This is a genomic window from Streptomyces sp. NPDC037126 (assembly GCF_055605965.1).
In genome coordinates, this window is sequence record NZ_JBVJTD010000037.1 from 23032 (window position 1) to 40650 (window position 17619).

Consider the following 17619-nt stretch of genomic DNA (forward strand, 5'->3'; position numbering starts at 1 on the left):
CCAATCACGAAAGCGAAGCGCCTTTCCGTGAGGCTGAAATAGCACGGAAGGCGGCGCTGCTGGAGGGCCGCACCGCGCAGGAAGTCGCGATGATGGAGCAGAACGGAAAGCTCCACGCCGCGATGATGAAAGCGAAGGGCGACAAGGCGGCGGCGCGCGGAAAGGCCGACGCCGACCGCACGAAGTCGTCCAGCTCCGGCCTGGGGGCGGACAAGGGCCGCTCGAAGGCCGGCGGCGGGGGCGGGTCCTCGCGCGGCGGGGGCGGCAGCGGTCCGTCCCGCAACAACTCCGGCGCCGGGCCGAACCGGTCCGGCGGTTCGCGCGGCTCCAACTCCGGCGGCCCCGGCGGCCGTTCGGGGACCGGATCGACCGGGGGCGCCGGAGGCGGCAAGGGCGGCACGAAGGGCCCCCAGTCGGGCTCTGGCGGCCGCGCAGCCGGTTCCGGGCGCAGCGGTCAGTCCGGGGGGTCGAAAGGCGCTCAGACGGGCTCTGGCGGCTCCGGCCGGAACGGCAACTCCCGGGGTGACGGCGCCAGTCAGGCGTCCGGCGCCCGTGCCGAGCGGGCCCGCGGCCGCCAGGAGCGCGCCGGGGTCCGGCAGGCCGGGCGGCAGGAACGGCGCACCGCCGGGCACGCCGCCGGTGTCGCGGACCGGAGCAAGGACCGCGACCAGGCCCGCGCCCAGCAGCAGCAGGCGTGGGAGGACCGCCGGGCCAGGAAGGCGCAGCGGGCTGAGGCTCGGAAGGCGAAGCGGGAAGCCGCGGCGTCGGCCGACCCGGGCCGCACCACGCTGGGCAAGGCCGTCGGCGAGGAAGCACAGCGCCGCTGGGACAAGCGCCGCGCCGACGCGAAAGCCGCCGCGGACGCGAAGGACGCCAAGGCGGCCGGCACCGAGAAGGTGAGCCTGACCAAGGATAAGGACTCCAAGGCCAAGGGCACCGACGGCAAGGACGCCAAGACCACCAAGGACGCCCCCGACGGGGCCTCCAGCGCCGCGAAGGACGGCAAGGCGGGTGATACGCCGGGCACCGACTCAACGGCCGGTGACGGGGCGTCTGACGGCGCGAAGAAGCGGCGGCGGTTCCGGCGTCGGCGCACTGGCAGCACGGGCCGGGCCGGACGACGCGGACGTACCCGCCGCACCGGCCGCACCGGCCGGACGGGACGCGGTCGTACGGGCCGCACGGGTCGTACCGGTCGGCGTGGCCGTCCGGCGGACAGCCCGTTCGGCGCGGAGGACTCCACCCCGACGGTGGAGTGGCCCGACCGTCCCACCCGCCCGCCGCGCGCCGACGCCAAGGGCGGGGACGACATCGTCGACGCGGACATCGTCCCCGACGAGCCCGCGGCCATGACGACCGGCGTGCGGGGCCTGCCGCCCGCGCCGGAGCGGCACACCGCACGGCCCGGCACCAGTCGGCCGACCAGCACGGAAGGGAGCAGCGTGAGCAGCTCGGAGGTCAGCAGGCCGTCCGGCGGGGGTGGCCTCGCCGCCCAGCACCGCACGGACATCACGTTCGACGAGTACCTGATGGAGATGGCGAACATCGCCATCCAGGCCGCCTCCGACCAGGAGCGGGCCGAAGCCCTCGCGGAGGCCCTCGACAAGGTCGCCGACGCCCTGCGGGACATGGCCACCGACCTGATCGGCGACCACAACGTCACCACCGAGGTCACCGAGCTCATCTCGGACCTGGCCGACGCCGCGGCCCGCATGAAGCAGCAGGCCGAACGGTGCGCGACCGAGTGCGGGTTGGCCCTGGAGGCCGCCAAGCTCGCGGCCTCGATGGTCGCCCGCATCTACGGCCAGGACATGGCTGCCAAGGAAGACGCGGGCCTCAAGTACGTGTCGGCCGCCGCCCACCACGACTAGGAACAGGGAGGAAACCCGCTGATGAGTAGCGATCTCGCACCCCGCCCGAGCAGCGCGGCGCCCGCCGTGGCCGACGGCGACAACCGCTACAAGGCCGTCCAGGCCAAGCTCGACACCCTCGGCCAGGCGCTCGACGACGCCGGGCTCGGCCTCGAGGAGCTCATGCGCAGCATCATGAGGAACGCCAAGCGCGCTGAGGACGCGGCCCGCGACGTCGGCAACGCCGAACTCGACCCGAAGTTCGTGGAGCTGACCAGCAACGTCAGCGTCGCCCTCGGGGGCGCCGGGGTGCAGGTCAAGAAGCTGCACGACACCGCGCAGGAGACCGCCGACCTCACCTACGAGACCAAGCGCACCCACTCGAAGCTGTACGGCGCGCTGGACGACATCCGCTCCAACCGGCGCGAGAAGACGCCCCGGCCCGGGTTCTTCAACCGCTGACCGCTCCCCTCACTCACCCCTCACACGGGCGGCCCCGCACCACGCGGGGCCGCCCGTGCTCATTCGCCGAAGGAGAAGCCGGTGACCACGCCGCGCAGCGTCGCGCTCGAACGCCTCGCCTACACCCTCGCCGCGCCCGTGCTGGCCGTGGCTCCGAACCTCTACCCCGACAGCCCCGTCAACCAGGTCGTGCAGCTCGCCGGCGCGGCCGGGATCGGCGGCTGGTTCCTCGCCGCCAAGAGCGATGAGCCCGGCGCCGGACGCAAGATCCTGCGCTGGTCCCCGCTGGTCCTGGCCGCCGCCGTCGACGTCGCCGCTGGGCACACCACCGGCTTCGGCCCGTACTGGCTGGACGGGCTGCTCGCCGCCGGATGGGCGGCGGCCGGCTACCTGGTGATGCCGTTCTCCCGGCACACCCGCCGCCGCCACCGCCCCGCCCTCGCCGCTCCGGCCCCGCAGCCGGCGCCCGCCGAAGTCCTTGAGGAGTCGGTGGCGCAGCCGGACGACGGAGCCGACCTGCTCACCCGCGACGCCCGGGTGCTGTGGGAGCAGGCCGGGATGCCCGGCCGCACCCACATCGTCAAGGCCACCCGGCACCCCGGCCAGCAGCACGACATGACGATCCTGCTGCGCGCCTCGGAGACCGGACGGCCGATCACCGGCCTGTCGGAGGCCGCGGTCGCCGCGCCGTTCGGCGTGCACTCCAGCGACGTCGTCCTGGCGGAGGTCGCCATCCAGCCCGGCCGCCAGGGCGGCCCCGGCTGGATGGAGGCCCACATCACCCCCGACGCCAACCAGCGGCGCCGCACCAAGCCGACCGACCAGGAACGCTGGACGGACAAGGTTGGCGGGCCCAAGGGCGGCGCCCCCGGCTCCGAGCTGGTCCACAAGACCCGCGACGACGAACGCGGCGTCACCTTCTACCGGGCGAAGATGGCCGACCCCACCGAGACCCCGCGCATCGACCTCGCCAAGGTCTGCCGCGCGCTGAAGCTGCCCGAGGACGACTCCTGCGTGTTCGTCCTCATCGACGGCGCGGAGTTCCTGATCAGCGCGTTCGATGAGCCGCCGCTGTCGCAGATCTTCTCCGCCACCCGCGAGCTGCTCACCCCGGACGCCAAGGGCATGTACGTGTGCGGGTTCACCATCACCGGCCAGCCGGTGAAGACGATGGTGTACCAGCACGACAAGAACGCCCCGGCGCACGGCCTGACCCTCGGGGTCAGCCGGTCCGGCAAGACGCAGTTCTTCGCGATCCACATGGCCGCGCAGTCCCTGGACGGCCAGGTGGTCTGGCTGGGCACCGTCCGCAAGGACGAGAAGACCACCGTGCTCGGTCGCTACATCGACCGGCAGGGCTCGAACGCGCTGTGGATGGCCCGTTCGCTGCGGGCAGCGAAGGCGCTGTGCGAGATCCGCGCCGATATGCCCTGGCCGCACGACGGCCAGCCGCACGACTACAAGCCCGGCGACCCGCGCTGCCCGTACCGGCAGCTGAACGTGTACGGGGATGAGTTCATGACCGCGGCGCAGGACGCGGACTTCGGCGAGTTCATCCAGAAGGACGGCGAGGACCTCACGGTCACCGGCCTGAAGTACGGCATCGGCTTCAACCCGGCCGGACAGTCGCCGTTCGCGCACAACGGGTTCTCCACGGAGATGAAGGACAACCTGCGGCAGAACTCGAGGCCGGTCATCTTCAACATGGGTTCGCCCGGCGCCACCCGCAAGGCGGCGGAGGGCACCATGGAGAACGCCTACGACGTGCCGACCATCCCGGCCCGCTACTCCCGCACCGAGGGTTCCGCGATCGAGCGGGCCATGCGCGGCGAGGCCGACCCGGAGAACGGCGTCAGCACGGGCGGCGTCGCGGTCATCGTCCTCGACAACGGCCGCGCCGTTCTCATGCGGTCGCTGTACGCGGACTTCGACACCGACCTGTCCGAGCTGTTCCCCGACGAGGTCAACCGGCTCACCGACCACGAGATCAGCGAGCTGGAGAAGCGCGGCCTGTGGTTCGACTGGAACGAGCCCGTGAGGCCCGGCGAGTTCTGGCCCGAGCCCGACGAGGACGACGACGGCGAGGGCCGCTCCCGCCGGCGCGGCGGAGGCGGCGGCAAGGGCGGCGGCGGGCGCGGCTCCAAGGGCGGCGGTCGCCGCTCCGAGCAGGTCGCCTCTCCCCGCCAGGCGCTGGAGGCCATCAAGAGCCTCACCGACGCCTGATCACCCCCACCCATCCCCGGGGCCGGCCAGCCCGAGCACGGCCGGCCCCACCCGACCCCTTGTGAAGGAGCACCACCACCGTGGCCCTGTCCATCTCCGCCGCCGTGCTGCTGGGCATCATCGTCGTCGTCCTGGTCAAGGGCGGCTACGTCCGCGTCGGCTCCGCGCTGGCCTGCACGCTGTTCGGCTTCACCCTCGCCGCGACCGGCCTGGCCCCGACCATCAACAGCGGCCTGGTCTCGCTCGCCGGACTGATCTCCAGCTTCTGACTACGCCTCGGTCCACGGGGGGTCGGGCGTGTAGTTGAGCCCCTCGCAGAAGCGGCAGTCCCACTCCGCGGGGACCTCCCACTTGTCGACCCAGAAGCCGACCTGCTTGCCGACGAAGAAGTTGTCCCCGCCGCACCACCCGCACTCGAAGACGAACTCCACCCGATTCCCTCCACCGCGCCTGTCGGATCGAGGATGCCCGGGGCGCCGGTGCGGTGACTACCCACCCGTCAGCCCCAACTCACCCGCTGCACAACGCCGGAGGGCGCCGCCGGACACGACTCCGGCGACGCCCTCCGCCGTTGCGCGCGGCCACTCCCCCACGCGCCCTCCCGGCCATCACGGCCAGGAGGGCGCGCCCCTTCCCGCGTGATCGGAGACCCCCGATGGACCCCCTGAACACCACCCAGTCCGGCATGCCCGAGTCCGAGGCCGCGGCCGAAGCCCGCCGCCTGCTCGACGAATGGGCGAGCAAGCCCGTACGCCACCACCCCACCTCGTTCCGCGACGACACCGAGACGCCGGCCTTCGGCACCGCCCCGCCCGTGAAGCAGGAGGACCACCGGATCGTCCCGGCCTGGGCGGCCGGGATCGCGGTGGCCTCCATCGGCGTGGGCGCCGGGGTCACCGGCATCGGCTGCGGTGCCTGGCTCGTGCTCCAGGGCCTGGCCTCCGTCACGTTGAACAGCGTCCTCATGGTCACCCTGCCCTTCGCGGGCCTGGCCATGGCCGCCACCGCCATCGGCGGCGCGATCAGCAAGGCCCGCGCGGCCGTCACCAAGAACGTCTTCGAGGGTCCGGTCACCCACCACACCGAGATCCACAACAACAGCACCACGCGCGGCGCGTTCTTCGCCCGCACCCGCAACGAGATCCGCTGACCGGCTCCGGCCAGCGCGCACCGCCCACTCACCGATCCCTTCGCCGAAGGAGCAGCTACGCCATGCCCAACAACGACAAGCCGGTCAACGGCCAGGAAACCCCGTCCTTCCTCGACGTGCTCAACCAGCTGCCGCCCGTGCCGCCGGCCCCCGAACTGGACGGCAAGCCCGGCGCCCGGCGGCTCGCCCGGCTGCGCGCCGCGTGGAAGGAGTCCTGGGAAGAGGGCGGCTTCCTCTACCAGCGGTGGGAAGAGGTCTTCCAGGCCCGGCACGCCAGCTGGCACGAGGTCGCCAACTGGATCAAGGCCGCCGCGCTGTTCGGCGGGCTCAGCCTCATCGTGCTGATGCTGGACGCCGCCGGCGACATCGCCTCCGCCACCCTCAAGGGCCTGTCCACCGTCCCGGCCACCAGCGCCGGTGACGGCAGCGGCCTGTGGGGCACGGTCGACCACCCCGTCCGCGTCTTCCTCGCCGACCAGGCCGCGCACCTGTCCGTCGCCCCGGCCGCCCTGTACGCGTTCTGGCAACTGACCGGGCTGCTCGGTCTGGTCGGCGGGTTCTTCGGCAACGCCGGAGCCCGCATCGCCTGGCTGCTGTTCGGGATCGGCAGCCTCGCCATGATCTGGTCCACCGCCCCGGCCGGAGGCCGCGCCGCCGCCACCGGGCTCGCCGCCCTCATGTGGGCACTGGCCAGCATCTTCGCCCTGCGCGGCTTGACCCTGCGGCCCATCGTCCACAACCACCCGCCGCAGTACCAGTTCAACCCCGCGATCCACCTGCACGCCACCATCCCCGCCCCCACCCCGGCGGGCGACGACCTCGGTCCCGACAACATCCACCCGCTCCAGCGCTGACCAGCGCCGCCCCGTCCACACCACCACCGCGCACCGAAGGGAACCTGATGAAGCCGCAGCTGGAGCAGACCGAGTTCTGGGTCGGCACCTTCCACGGGAGCCACGACGGCCTCCCCGCCAAGGTCACCGCGACCCGCGACGACACCCGCCCCGAGCCGTACACCTGGACGTGCACGTGCGGCGCGTCCCGCTCCTTCCCCACCGAGCACGACGTGTTCCCCACCGCCTGGCGGCACACCCACCCGACCCGCTTCGACCGGCTGCGGTCGTGGGCCGCCCGCCTCTTCCGCACCGCCCGCTGACCTGACGCTCTGCCTGGCCCTCGCCCGCCCCGCCTCCGGGGCCGGCGAGGACCGGACAGGCCGCCCGGCCGCACGCACCACCCCACCCCGAGCGAGAAGGAGACCCCGTTTTGGCTGCGAAAGCCCCGGCCGTCATAGGAGTGCTCACCGAGCCCCCGGCGCCGACCTGGTGGAAGGTCAACCGCCACAAGGTCTTCGGTGTCACCGGGCTGCTGATCGGCTACCTGGTCGGCACCCACCTGCACGGCGCCCCGGCGCAGCAGCCGGAGACGCCCCGGCCGGGCCACACCACGCCCGCGCCAGCGACGCCCGGTGAGCACTCCACGCACACGGCCCACGGCCTCGCCGCATAACCCAGCCGCACCACCACTGCACCCCGCCGACACCAGCACGACGTCGGCGGGGTGCAGCGCTGTTCACCGACGACTGGAGGAACTGCTCGTGCTCATTCCCCGCCCGCGCCGCCGGATCGGCCGGCCCCGCCCGCAGCGTCCCGGCCCCCGCTACCCGCACCGCCCCGACCGGCTGCCCGGCGCCTGGAGCAGGTGATGCCGCGCCCGAGGAAGAAGCGCCGCCGCCGCGAGGTGACCCGGGTGCCGCGCAGTGACGCGGCGCTGCCCGAGTACGACCGCAGCACGGTGCCCGAAGGCTTGGTCACCCGCAGGCAGTTACGAGAGATGGGGCTGAGCCCCGGCGGCAACGAGGGCCCGGTCGCGATCCTGCGCTGCAGGCTGTGCGCGACCCGCCCGCAGTGGTCCTGCCGTCACCCCACCCGCGGCTACCTGCTCCGCGTCGACCTGGCGGTGCCCAAGCGGGTGCCGACGCTCGCTCAGGAGTGGGCCCTCGATCAGGCGATGGCAGCTCGGCAGACCTGTGGCCAGTGCGGGAGGCGGTTCTACATCTGCCTCTCGAAGAAACTCGGCTGCTGCCTGGAGTGCTTCGACGGCACGCCCGTCGACCCCAGCAGCCTCATGACCCTCCCGGCCCCGGACGTTCACCGGCTGGCCGCGTGAGCCAGCCCCGTCCCGACCGCACAGGCCGGGACGGGGCCCGCACAACCGGGCGGCCGCAGCACCGGCAAAGGCCGGCCGCCCGCTCCCTCACCCCTTCGAGCTCAGGAGAGATCCAGCATGCAGCATCGTCCCGCCGTCTTCGCCGCCCTTCTCGGACTCACCCGCGCCGGGAGCGCGATCGGAGACTTCTGGGTGCAGTCGGACTTCTGCGCCCGCGTGAAGGGCGCCTCCGACGACCACCCGGTCACCTACGTCGACCCGGACACCGAGGAGAAGACCACCCACGGCACGGCCGACGGCCGTAAGGCGTGCCTGACGCACTGCCTGACCTACACGGCCACGCAGGCGATCGTCGCCGGGGCCGGCGCCCGCGCACTCGGCATCAAGGTCCACCCGGCCGCCGCCGCGGCCGCGCTCGCCATCTCCTTCACGACCCACTACGCCGCGGACCGCCGCGTCCCGGGCAAGGGCCTGCTGGAGAAGATCGCCACCAAGACCGGCAAGGGCGGCTTCTACAAGCTCGCCGACTTCGGCATGAACGGCGCCTTCCACCTCGACTCCGCCTGGCACCACGGCTGGGAGACCGTCGCCGCCGTGGTCGCCACCACCAAGGCCACCACCCGGTGACCGGCCGCCCCCGCACCCGCCTTGACCGGGTGCGCGCCTCGGTCGGCATCGCCCAGCTCGCCCTCCAGCAGATCGAGGACGACCTGAGCGCCGACGACGTCGACGGCCAGGAGCTCGCCGCGATCCTGCGCGAGCTCCAGGAGGACGTCAACGTCCCCGGCGGCCTCATCCCGATGCTCGCGCAGCTGGTCACCACCGCCGCCCGCAGGGCGGAGCAGATCGAGCCAGACCGCGACGGCGACGCCTCCTGCCCCCTGCACGAGGCCGCCGCCCTGCTCACCGACAACGCCGGGCAGCGCCTGAACTGGGCTGCCCGCTCCCTCGACCCGCAAGGAGACGACGCATGACCTCGGTGCTGTACCCGGACCTGCCCGAGAACGGGCTGATCGTGCTGATCGGTGCCTCCGGCGCGGGCAAGTCGACGCTGGCCCGCACCTGGCCGGCCTCCCAGGTCCTCTCCCTCGACGCCCTGCGCGGCACGGTCAGCGACGACCCCGGCGACCAGAGCGCGACCGGCGACGCCGCCGACGTCCTCAAGCTGATCCTGGAACGCCGGATGGCCCGCAAGCTCAACACGGTCATCGACGCGACCAACGTCGAACAGTCCGTGCGGGTGGAACTGGTGATGGCCGCCAAGCGGCACGGCATGCCGACCGTCGCGGTCGTCGTCGCCACGCCGCTGCCGGTGTGCCTGGAGCGGCAGGGCCCGCGGTCGGACAACCGGCGCGTGCCCGAGGACGTCGTCCGCTCCCAGCACCAGGCCATGGTCCACTCCCACCAGCGGCTCACCGCCGAAGGCTTCAACACGGTCGTCTTCGCCGACGCCCTGTACCGCCTGGAGCCGTTCCTGAAGCGGCTCTCGCGGGTGAGGGAGGCCGAACTCGGGCGCGACGGCAGCGACGGCCTGGGCGACCTGTGGCTGGCCCGCCGCTTCTTCGGCCCGGAGATCCTGCCGTTGTGGCGGTGGCGGCCGGGCTCGGACCTGGTGACCGGCCGGGACCGCGTCGCGGAGATCCGCCTCGGGCAGCAGTACCTCACCCTGGCGCTGCGCGAAGACGTCGACGGCGAGGGCGACTTCGGCTTCGACGTCCTGCTGCCCTGCCCCTTTGACCCGGAGTGCGCCGGGCAGGCGTGGGCGCCGGCCTACTCGGTCACCGACCTGCACAAGGCGCTGACCGGCCACATGGACAGCGACCCGGACATCGTCTGCACCGTCCACGGCGGCCTTGACGACGTCGACCAAGAGGCCGACGACCACGACCTCCAGGGCGACGACCCCGAGGGCCGCGCCGACCTGGAGGCGCAGTACGCGGACGCGGTCGCGTGATCCGCGCGGTGTGACGGGCGCTCCGTGCCGCCCCGGCCTCCAGCACGACGGAGGCCGGGGCGGTCGCGGTGGTCCCTCACCACCGAGCACAGAGAGGAGCTGGACGTCATGTACCTGCGGATCTACGAGGTCGACGTCCCGATACACGACACCACCGACCCGGCCCGGCGCGGCGTGCACGTCTTCACCGGCGTCGCCGACTCCCCCGCCGCGGCCCTGCGTCGCGCCCATGAGGTGTACGACGCCGCGCTCGCCGCGCACACGGCCGGACTCGAGATCCCCGGCAAGCAGCCGGACAGCTGGGGAGCGCGCGGGCTTCGGCCCGGCTGGCAGATGGAGTGGCCCGCCGCGAAGGCCGGCCTCTGGAACAACCCCGTCAGCTGGACCACCCGCAGCGACTTCGCGCTGTAGCTCCGCCCCGGGACAGCCGCTCTGCTTGGCGGCTTCGTCGGCTGCCCCGGGCCCATCCATCCCGTACGAGACGAGACGGAGAACCCAAGTATGTCGTCCCTCCTGCGCGTTCAGGGCCAGATCGGCCAGCGCACCCTCTTACTGACGACCGCCGCCGTGCCGTTGACCGGCTGGGCTGTCCACGCGGTCACGCTGCACCGGCAGCTCGCCGCGACCCGCCGCGACCCGCTGACCGGCCTGCTGCGCCGCGACTCCTACACCGCCCGCGCGCGCCGGCTCCTGGCCCGCCACGACGACCTCGCCGTGGTCATGGTCGACCAGGACCACTTCAAGGCCGTGAACGACGACTTCGGGCACCCGGCCGGGGACGCCGTCCTGGCCGCGACCGCCGCCCGGCTCACCGCGTGGGCGGGCCCGCGCGCGTCCGTCGGCCGCTTCGGAGGCGATGAGTTCGCCGTCGTCGTCCAGGTGACCGCCGCGCGCCTGGAGCAGCGCCTCGCGCAGCTGGTCCGGATGCTGCACACGCCGGTCGTCCTGGACGACGGCCGCACCGTCGACGTCGCCGCCTCGGTCGGCGCCGCGACCCCGGCCGTGATCGGCACCCGCGACCTGAGCCTGTTGCAGCGGGCCGCCGACGCCGCCCTGTACGACGGCAAGCACTCCGGCCGCGCCCACCTCGCCACCGCCGCGCACACCACGCTTCCGTCCGTCAACGGCCGCCGGGCCGGACGGCCGGGCACAGCAGTCTGGGGGCGAGCGGCATGAGCACCGGAACCCTTCCGCCGGCGGGCGACTGGATCCGCGGAATCAGCGTCAGGCAGCCGTGGACCACCGCCATCGTCGCCGGGGCCAAGACGATCGAGAACCGCCCGCAGCCCTGGTCCTGGCGTGGCCTGGTGCTGCTGCACTCGGGCCTGCAGATCGACCGGCCCGCCCTGCGCGTGCCGCTGGTCGCCCGTACGATCCGCGGCCGCGACCTGCCAACCGGCGCCGTGATCGGCGTCGCCCGGCTGACCGGCTGCCACCAGGACCCGGACGGCTCCCCGCCCTGCACCGAGTGGGCGGAGCCCGGCCTGTGGCACCTCGAGCTCGCCGACGTCCAGGAGCTCGCCCTGCCGATCCCCGCACGCGGACAGCTCGGGCCATGGAAGCCCACCGAGGACCTGGTCGCGCAGGTGCGTCAGCAGCTGCCCGACCTGCGTCCGTGAGCACCCGCCGTCGACCCGCACCCGCACCGCCCGAGCCGCCCGCCGTGCCGGTCCAACTCCTGGACTGGCACGACGGCAGGCACTTCGCCTGGCCCGAGCGGTGCGTGCTGTGCCGGAAGACCACTCCGCTGAGGTCCCACGACGGAGAGGCCGTGCACAAGACGTGCGCGGAGCTCTGGAACGCGGCGCATCCCGGCGAGACCCGGTTCGTCTCCGACCCGCCCAAGAGCGGCAAGAGCAAGGACCACGCCTGAACATCCCCTCCAGACGGAGGCCCCCATGAGCAGCACCGAACGCGACGTCGACCACGCCCTCGCCTACCCCGAGCCGCCCGCCTCCCCGCTGTGGCACCGCCACGGCGCGCAGGCCCGCCCGCTCACCCCCGAACAGCAGCGGCGCAACCGCGAGCTGCTGGACATCGCGCAGCGCACCACCCGACCCCGCTCCCCTCGCCCCACCGAGACCCTGGCGGAGGCCAGCTGATGGACACCAAGCACTGCGCCGTCGACGGCTGGGTCGACGCGATACCCGGCCCCGGCCCGCGCGGCACCGTCTCCTTCGACCTGGTCGTCCGGCCCGTCGACATCGACGCGCTTGACGCCGACGCACCCGACACGGTCGTCACCTGCACCAGCGGTGACCCCCGGATCACCCACGAGCTGCTGAACGGCATCCAGCCCGGCGACCTGCTGCGCGCGACCGGCACCCTGGTCCAGCCGCCGGCGCCCGGCGAGCCCGCCCGGCTCACCGTCGACGCCCTGGAGGTCCTGGACACCGCGCTGGTCCCGGTCCTGCGGGAGATGGTGCTCGACAGGTACGGCGACTACGTCGTCATCTTCGACGCCGACACCGACGCCGTGCCCGTCTTCACCGCGCACGGACGGTGGGTGGGTCTGGCGGACAACCCCGACGCCATCGCCACCCTCATCGACATCCACGAGCGCGTGAACGGCGGCGACGCCTGATGGCCACCACCACCGAGCAGGCCCGGACCGTCCTGGAGCGGTTCCCCGCCGGAGCTCCCCGCGGCTCCTGGCCGGCCGAAGAGTTCGCCGCCGCCCAGCGCGCCCAGGGCACACCGGCGCAGGTCGTGATGGACCTGCCCAGCGACCAGTTCCTCGTGGTCACCGACACCACCACCCAGTAGCACCACCCCGGAGCGCCGCGCCCCGCCCTTCCCGGCCGGGCGCGGCGCTCCGTGTGTTCCCGCCCCTCACCACCGAGCAGGAGGCTCTCCCTTGCGCTCGATCCGTCTGACCTCGTTCGGCTACCTGCACCTGCCCACCGGCCCGGACGGCTTGCCCGTCCCGCCCGTCGCCGACCGGGTCGAAGACGTCCGCGACCGGCTCCGCGACCCGGCCGCCGCCCGCAACATCCTCGACCTCGACGGCCTCAACCCCCGCGTCCAGGACGTCGTCCTGAACACGCCCGGCGCCCGCGAGCTGCTCGCCAACCTCGCCGATTACGCCGACCTGCCCGCCGGCCCCAGTCGCATCGCCATCGGCTGCGCAGGAGGTAGGCACAGGGCATCCGGACTCACCGAACTCCTGGCCCGCGAACTTCGCGCCCGCGGCCGCGAAGTCGTAGTCGAGCACCTGCACGTCCATCTGCCGCGCGTCCTCAAGACGCCCGCCGGCGCCCGCACCGAGAAGGAGACCGCCCGATGATCCGTCGCTTCCGTCGCTGCGGCCACGGCCCCGGCGCCCTCACCCCCGAGGACCAGGCCGTCGTCGACCAGTTCCGCGCGATGCTCGCCGCCGTACGCGCCCCCGAGCCCTGGACGCCCGGCCGCTCCCAGGACATCGCCGTGCGCGTCGGCCCGTTCATCGAGCGCGCCCACACCCGGCCCGGCGACGACCACGGCACCGAGATGATCGCCGTGGCCCTGGTCCACCCCGACACCCCGCACGCCGCGGCCTACCGCCACGGCCGTCAGCTCGGCTACGCCGACCGAGGCTGGCTGCGCTGCGAGACGAGCGCCATCCTCGGTCTCTGGCAGCCGGCCTACGCGATGCTCACCCACGCCGCCGCGAACCTGCCCCTCCCCGACGACGTCGGCATGGGCCCCGCCCACTACGGCGTCCACGTCGAAGCCCGCCGCGCCGACGGCACCGGCTACACGCTGCTGCGCCTCGGGCCCTACACCCAGACCTGGCTGGCCTCCCGCGACGCCGACCGCCTCAACACCGAGCTGGAAGGCCGCGCCGCACTCGTCATCCCCGGCTTCACCGTCACCGCGAAGGACGCCGTGTTCCACGTCAGCGACCACGACAGCTACGCCGACCCGCACGGTGCCGACGTCACCGCGCTCCTGGCCGACGCCCTCGCGGGGGTGAGCGCATGACCTCGGCCCTGTACGAGATCGAGACCAGCGAGGGCGACGACGGAACCATGCACCCCGTCGAACAGCTCTGGACGCCCGGCGAGGACGCGGTGGAGAACGGCTTCCTCGCCCACTCCGGCCTGTACGTCACCGGGATCGACGACCCGACCGACGACCACCTCTATCCGGTCGCGTTCCTCGTGCTCGGGCACCAGAAGTGGGCCGCCGCCATCGAGGCCGCCGCCGCGTACATGGCCCGGATCCACGGCTGGCGGAACCTGCACCTGTACCCCGGCGATGACCCTGCGGTCCTCATCCCCCGCATCCCGCGCGCCGTCCACACCCACGGCGTCTTCTTACGACACCCGCACCCGGACCACGGCTGCGGATGCGAGTGGGATGACACCTGGCGCATGGTCTGGACACCCGCCACCGAACCCGGCGCCATCCCCATCACCGCACTCCGGCACCCGGCCGCGCCGGTGACCGCCGCCGGCATCCCTGACCCCGACCAAGGCGCGCCCGCGAACTGGGCCCCCTGACGCTCGTTCCACCTCGAAGCCCCGTTCCCTGGCCCTGCGCCGGGGGGCGGGGCTTTTTGCGTTTCCGGGCCCGGATGCGTCAACTCCGCACCCTCCAGCACCCGATGGATCACGCACCCAGACCTGGACTCCCCAATAGGGGAGTGATGCCCGCAAGCCAGTCCTGGCAAGGGTTGAGGGTGTGCCAAGATGCCACTGCCGCGCACGGTGCGGTCCACACATGAGCAACGAGGAAGGGCACCCCGTGCTGAATCCAAGCGGAGCGACACAGGCGATCGAACCGCCCGAGGGCGCCACAGCCGTCGGCACCGGCAAAGGTGGCGTCGGCAAGTCGACCGTCGCCGCGCACCTCGCCGGCGAATCCGCCGCCGCTGGACACCGCACCCTTCTCATCTGCGTGACAGGCCAGGACGACGACGACCTCGGCATCAAGCGCTACGGCCGCGGAGTGCAGCCGCAAGGAGTCACAGCCCTGGACGGCGAGGGCTTGTACCGGGCCATCCACGACCGCGTTCCGCTCCAGCCGATCCGCGAGGTCCGGCCCAACCTGGACGTGCTCCCTGGCGGACCCCGGGTCGCCGACATCGCGAACGTCCTGATGCTGCGCCTCATGCAGGAAGGGCCGGGCGTCGTGCTGAGCCTCGCTCGCTCCCTCGCCCCGATCGCCCCGCTGTACGACCGGATCATCTTCGACAGCGCCCCCGAGCAAGACGCCCTTGAGCAGCTGGTGCTCGCCGCCGCCCGCACGCTGATCGTGCCCACGCGCTCCGACGAGTCCTCCATCAAGGGCATGGAGCGCATCAGCAAGAACTTCAAGGTCGTCAAGCAGCAGGTGAACCCCTACCTCCAGATGGCCGGGGCCTTCCTCTACGGCTCGAACCCCTCCGCCACGCTGATGCACAGCTCCGTACGCGAAGACATCCGTGCGACCTTGGGCGAGGGCACGCCGATCCTGGAGACGATCGTCGGCTACCGGGAGGTCCCGGCCCGCAACGCCCGCAAGAAGGGACTGCTGTTCGGCGAGTACGCCGAACTGCTCCCAAACTCCGCGAGCCCGTACGACGTGAAGGCCGGCCGCGCGAAGGCGGAGGACGTCGTCCCAGACACGATCATCCCGCTCTCCAAGGAGATGCGGTCGCTGACCACCGAGATCTTCGAGCACCACAGGAGGGTTGCCTGATGGCTGGCCTGTTCGACGTCGACACCACCCAAGCCCCGCAGCAGCAGGCGGGAGGTCTCTTCGGCGGCGGCCTGCCCGCCGCAGCCGCCGGAGCCAGCGTCGTGGTTCAGCCGCTCCCCGGCACCACCCTTGCCTCCATCCCGGCGCCCTACCAGCCCCACGGCACAGACGAACTCTCCGACCAGGAGCGCCAGGACCTCGAGGTCTGCAAGGCCGGCGTCGACAACCTGCACCAGGCGTTCTGGATCGCAGGCAAGGCGCTCGAGACGATGAGCACGGCCGAACTGCACCGCGAAGAGAACCCCAACTTCGCGGAGTGGATCTGGGAGAACTGGGAGATCTCCGAGTCCCAGCTCTACCGGCTCATTGACGAATGGCGCGTTGGCGAGGCGCTCGCCAACCTCGGGCACAAGCCGCTGGAGTACCACGTTCGGAAGATGACCGAGCTGCGTCGTCAGACCAGCGACAAGGTGGCGATCACGGTCTACGACACCATCGTCCGGTGCCGGCCGCGCGTCACGGGCGAACTGGTGGAGAAGGTGGTCACCGACCTCGGTTTCCTCGCGAAGGACGTGGACGCCGCCGACGTCGGTCGCCGGGTCCGCGAACTCCTGGCGACGCCGGAGGGGGAGACCGGCACTGAGTCGAAGGGCGATGACGTCCCCGACATCAGCTCGCTCGGGAAGGACTCCCCAACTGGGGAGTCCAGCCGGAAGCCCAGTAATAGCAAGGCCGATCCCCTCGCCGAGAAGGACATCGAGCGCCTGCAGAACACCCTCGCGTCCCTCCAGGAAGCGGCGAAGAAGATCAACAAGGCGGCGGCACGACGGGCCGTCGAAGCGCAGCCCGACGTCGCCGCTCCACTCATTCAGGAGATCGGCTCGCTGCTCCAGCAGATCGACAGGGCTGTAGCCATCAGGCTCCCGAAGGCGGAGTGACCCGAAGCTGACCGGCTTCACCGGACACGCCAGCGGCCCACCACCTCCCCGGTGGTGGGCCGCTGGCGTACACAGTCAGTCCTGGAACTCCGTGCTTCGCACCCCGTAGAACGACGGGTTGGCCGGTCGCACGGCGGACTGCTCCAGCGTGTCGGCGAGCTTCACGAAGCCCTCGCTGCGCCGGACCACGGCGAGGAACTTGCCCAGCGCGTCCTTGTCCTCCCAGAGTTCCTGCGCGGTGCTGATGATCAGCGACTTCAGGTGCTCCGACTCGCCCACGCTCTCGTCTGCTGCCACGGCTTTCCCCTCCTGGTCATCGGAGCGGTCAGCCAACCAACCGATGTCGGCTGCCCGCAACACCGCATCGGTTTCACGCGGGAAAGTGGCCGAAGATCTCGGGTCAGGGGCCGGAGAGGATGTCGTGGGTGCCGATCCGGCGCCAGACGATGTGCTGCTCGCCGTGGACTATCTCCGGGCCGTACTGCCACGTTGCGCGGCCGTTGCCGTCCCAGGTGAGTTCGAAGACGCCGGGTGTGCGCCGTACGCCTTTGATGCGAAGGCCGGCGCGGAACGGGCGCCCGGTGCGGAGGTCGTCGACGAAGGCGGTGACGGCGTGGCGGAAGGCGCGGCGCTGTTCGGGGGTGAGGCGGTGGTGATCGGCAGTGAAGCGGGGCAGGGCCTCGTAGGTGGGCACGGCGAACTCCTCCAGGACGCACGAAGCCCCCGGCCGGTCGGCCGGGGGCGGTGGTGGCTGGTCGTGTTGAAGGGCGTCGGTGACGCGGTGCGCTCAGCGGTGGTGGGTGGTGATGCGGTGGTGCGCGTTGGATGGCGTTGGAGTCGGCTGGAGTCGGATTTCGGGTCGGGTGGCGCTGATGTGGTCGGCGCGCAGCATTCGCACGGCCCGGGTCAGTTGCCGTAGCGGGCGTCCATCAGGTCGGCCCACTGCTGTGCGCGGGGCATGTCGTTGGCGCAGTAGGCGCAGTAGGGCACCGTGTCGGTCCGGGTGGGGTACGGCGTGTTCGAGCGGACTTCGACGGCCGTGCGCAGCGTGAGCGGGCGGCGGCACAGCGGGCAGAGGTCTCCGTGGAGCAGTTCCGTTTTCATGCGGCGGACTGTGCACAGGGCGACGGCTTACCGTCTCGGGCTGGCCGGACGGCCCGCCTGGCGGGCGCTGCGGTAAAGATCTGGTGATGGCCTCCCGCCCGGCGG

The 17619-nt window shown here is 72.4% G+C and carries 28 protein-coding genes; 24 read left to right on the top strand and 4 right to left on the bottom strand.

Features of this window, described 5'->3' with window-relative positions; genetic code table 11:
- Nucleotides 1-89: 89 nt before the first annotated feature.
- The 4 genes from ACZ7FF_RS41110 to ACZ7FF_RS41125 all read left to right on the top strand — a co-directional run bounded on the left by ACZ7FF_RS41110 (nt 90) and on the right by ACZ7FF_RS41125 (nt 4804).
- On the top strand, nt 90-1871 hold the full coding sequence (locus ACZ7FF_RS41110; protein WP_470819405.1) for an ATP/GTP-binding protein: 1782 nt from the start codon (nt 90-92) through the stop codon (nt 1869-1871).
- A gap of 21 nt (nt 1872-1892) precedes the next feature.
- Nucleotides 1893-2312 carry a conjugal transfer protein TraB gene (locus ACZ7FF_RS41115; RefSeq protein ID WP_402200613.1) on the top strand — a complete coding sequence of 140 codons (420 nt, stop codon included), beginning with the start codon at nt 1893-1895 and terminating at the stop codon, nt 2310-2312.
- Nucleotides 2313-2393: 81 nt separating this feature from the next.
- Nucleotides 2394-4535, top strand: a complete 2142-nt coding sequence (locus tag ACZ7FF_RS41120) for a chromosome segregation protein ParM (RefSeq protein WP_470819407.1) — start codon at nt 2394-2396, stop codon at nt 4533-4535.
- A gap of 80 nt (nt 4536-4615) precedes the next feature.
- The gene (locus ACZ7FF_RS41125; RefSeq protein WP_319770365.1) at nt 4616-4804 is read left to right on the top strand and encodes a hypothetical protein; all 189 of its coding nucleotides are present in this window, start codon (nt 4616-4618) and stop codon (nt 4802-4804) included.
- Here the strand turns inward: ACZ7FF_RS41125 and ACZ7FF_RS41130 are convergent, their stop codons facing one another.
- Nucleotides 4805-4966: a hypothetical protein gene (locus ACZ7FF_RS41130; RefSeq protein WP_365103581.1), complete on the bottom strand. Its 162-nt coding sequence runs from the start codon at nt 4964-4966 to the stop codon at nt 4805-4807. It lies immediately after the preceding gene.
- Between the two features lie 224 nt (nt 4967-5190).
- On the opposite strand from ACZ7FF_RS41130, the gene ACZ7FF_RS41135 reads away from it, so the two are divergent.
- From ACZ7FF_RS41135 to ACZ7FF_RS41230, 20 genes are all read left to right on the top strand, one after another.
- Nucleotides 5191-5685 (top strand): hypothetical protein, encoded by a 495-nt coding sequence (locus tag ACZ7FF_RS41135; RefSeq protein WP_470819409.1) that lies wholly within the window; start codon nt 5191-5193, stop codon nt 5683-5685.
- Nucleotides 5686-5747: 62 nt separating this feature from the next.
- Nucleotides 5748-6539, top strand: coding sequence for a hypothetical protein (locus ACZ7FF_RS41140; RefSeq protein ID WP_470819410.1), 792 nt, complete (start codon nt 5748-5750; stop codon nt 6537-6539).
- A 47-nt stretch (nt 6540-6586) separates the two neighbouring features.
- A complete protein-coding gene (locus tag ACZ7FF_RS41145) occupies nt 6587-6841 on the top strand; it encodes a hypothetical protein (protein ID WP_470819411.1) in 255 nt (84 codons plus the stop codon).
- 110 nt (nt 6842-6951) lie between these two features.
- Complete coding sequence (locus ACZ7FF_RS41150; protein WP_470819413.1) at nt 6952-7194, top strand: hypothetical protein; 243 nt, start codon at nt 6952-6954, stop codon at nt 7192-7194.
- A 195-nt stretch (nt 7195-7389) separates the two neighbouring features.
- Nucleotides 7390-7854, top strand: coding sequence for an RRQRL motif-containing zinc-binding protein (locus ACZ7FF_RS41155; RefSeq protein WP_470819414.1), 465 nt, complete (start codon nt 7390-7392; stop codon nt 7852-7854).
- 117 nt (nt 7855-7971) lie between these two features.
- Nucleotides 7972-8481 carry a hypothetical protein gene (locus ACZ7FF_RS41160; RefSeq protein WP_470819416.1) on the top strand — a complete coding sequence of 170 codons (510 nt, stop codon included), beginning with the start codon at nt 7972-7974 and terminating at the stop codon, nt 8479-8481.
- Nucleotides 8478-8828, top strand: a complete 351-nt coding sequence (locus tag ACZ7FF_RS41165) for a hypothetical protein (protein ID WP_470819417.1) — start codon at nt 8478-8480, stop codon at nt 8826-8828. Before ACZ7FF_RS41160 ends, ACZ7FF_RS41165 begins: the two co-directional genes overlap by 4 nt.
- The gene (locus ACZ7FF_RS41170) at nt 8825-9808 is read left to right on the top strand and encodes an AAA family ATPase (RefSeq protein ID WP_470819418.1); all 984 of its coding nucleotides are present in this window, start codon (nt 8825-8827) and stop codon (nt 9806-9808) included. Before ACZ7FF_RS41165 ends, ACZ7FF_RS41170 begins: the two co-directional genes overlap by 4 nt.
- Nucleotides 9809-9916: 108 nt before the next feature.
- Nucleotides 9917-10219, top strand: coding sequence for a hypothetical protein (locus ACZ7FF_RS41175; RefSeq protein ID WP_470819420.1), 303 nt, complete (start codon nt 9917-9919; stop codon nt 10217-10219).
- A gap of 90 nt (nt 10220-10309) precedes the next feature.
- Nucleotides 10310-10984, top strand: a complete 675-nt coding sequence (locus ACZ7FF_RS41180; protein WP_470819421.1) for a GGDEF domain-containing protein — start codon at nt 10310-10312, stop codon at nt 10982-10984.
- Nucleotides 10981-11427, top strand: coding sequence for an ASCH domain-containing protein (locus ACZ7FF_RS41185; RefSeq protein WP_470819423.1), 447 nt, complete (start codon nt 10981-10983; stop codon nt 11425-11427). The genes ACZ7FF_RS41180 and ACZ7FF_RS41185 overlap by 4 nt, the downstream gene beginning before the upstream one ends.
- On the top strand, nt 11424-11681 hold the full coding sequence (locus ACZ7FF_RS41190) for a hypothetical protein (RefSeq protein ID WP_470819424.1): 258 nt from the start codon (nt 11424-11426) through the stop codon (nt 11679-11681). Before ACZ7FF_RS41185 ends, ACZ7FF_RS41190 begins: the two co-directional genes overlap by 4 nt.
- 25 nt (nt 11682-11706) lie before the next feature.
- Nucleotides 11707-11910 (top strand): hypothetical protein, encoded by a 204-nt coding sequence (locus ACZ7FF_RS41195; protein WP_086751547.1) that lies wholly within the window; start codon nt 11707-11709, stop codon nt 11908-11910.
- On the top strand, nt 11910-12392 hold the full coding sequence (locus tag ACZ7FF_RS41200) for a hypothetical protein (RefSeq protein ID WP_470819427.1): 483 nt from the start codon (nt 11910-11912) through the stop codon (nt 12390-12392). The genes ACZ7FF_RS41195 and ACZ7FF_RS41200 overlap by 1 nt, the downstream gene beginning before the upstream one ends.
- Nucleotides 12392-12574, top strand: a complete 183-nt coding sequence (locus ACZ7FF_RS41205; RefSeq protein WP_470819429.1) for a hypothetical protein — start codon at nt 12392-12394, stop codon at nt 12572-12574. The genes ACZ7FF_RS41200 and ACZ7FF_RS41205 overlap by 1 nt, the downstream gene beginning before the upstream one ends.
- A 91-nt stretch (nt 12575-12665) precedes the next feature.
- Nucleotides 12666-13094 (top strand): RapZ C-terminal domain-containing protein, encoded by a 429-nt coding sequence (locus ACZ7FF_RS41210; RefSeq protein WP_470819431.1) that lies wholly within the window; start codon nt 12666-12668, stop codon nt 13092-13094.
- The gene (locus ACZ7FF_RS41215) at nt 13091-13771 is read left to right on the top strand and encodes a hypothetical protein (RefSeq protein WP_470819432.1); all 681 of its coding nucleotides are present in this window, start codon (nt 13091-13093) and stop codon (nt 13769-13771) included. Before ACZ7FF_RS41210 ends, ACZ7FF_RS41215 begins: the two co-directional genes overlap by 4 nt.
- Complete coding sequence (locus ACZ7FF_RS41220; RefSeq protein ID WP_402200582.1) at nt 13768-14292, top strand: hypothetical protein; 525 nt, start codon at nt 13768-13770, stop codon at nt 14290-14292. Before ACZ7FF_RS41215 ends, ACZ7FF_RS41220 begins: the two co-directional genes overlap by 4 nt.
- A 220-nt stretch (nt 14293-14512) precedes the next feature.
- Complete coding sequence (locus tag ACZ7FF_RS41225) at nt 14513-15472, top strand: ParA family protein (protein WP_402200580.1); 960 nt, start codon at nt 14513-14515, stop codon at nt 15470-15472.
- The gene (locus tag ACZ7FF_RS41230) at nt 15472-16410 is read left to right on the top strand and encodes a hypothetical protein (RefSeq protein WP_470819434.1); all 939 of its coding nucleotides are present in this window, start codon (nt 15472-15474) and stop codon (nt 16408-16410) included. Before ACZ7FF_RS41225 ends, ACZ7FF_RS41230 begins: the two co-directional genes overlap by 1 nt.
- 75 nt (nt 16411-16485) lie before the next feature.
- Here ACZ7FF_RS41230 and ACZ7FF_RS41235 read toward each other — a convergent pair whose 3' ends face one another.
- The 3 genes from ACZ7FF_RS41235 to ACZ7FF_RS41245 form a co-directional block, all read right to left on the bottom strand.
- The gene (locus ACZ7FF_RS41235; RefSeq protein ID WP_470819435.1) at nt 16486-16707 is read right to left on the bottom strand and encodes a hypothetical protein; all 222 of its coding nucleotides are present in this window, start codon (nt 16705-16707) and stop codon (nt 16486-16488) included.
- Nucleotides 16708-16810: 103 nt separating this feature from the next.
- Nucleotides 16811-17104 carry a hypothetical protein gene (locus ACZ7FF_RS41240; RefSeq protein WP_470819437.1) on the bottom strand — a complete coding sequence of 98 codons (294 nt, stop codon included), beginning with the start codon at nt 17102-17104 and terminating at the stop codon, nt 16811-16813.
- Nucleotides 17105-17316: 212 nt separating this feature from the next.
- Complete coding sequence (locus ACZ7FF_RS41245; protein WP_319219747.1) at nt 17317-17514, bottom strand: hypothetical protein; 198 nt, start codon at nt 17512-17514, stop codon at nt 17317-17319.
- Nucleotides 17515-17619 lie beyond the last annotated feature (105 nt).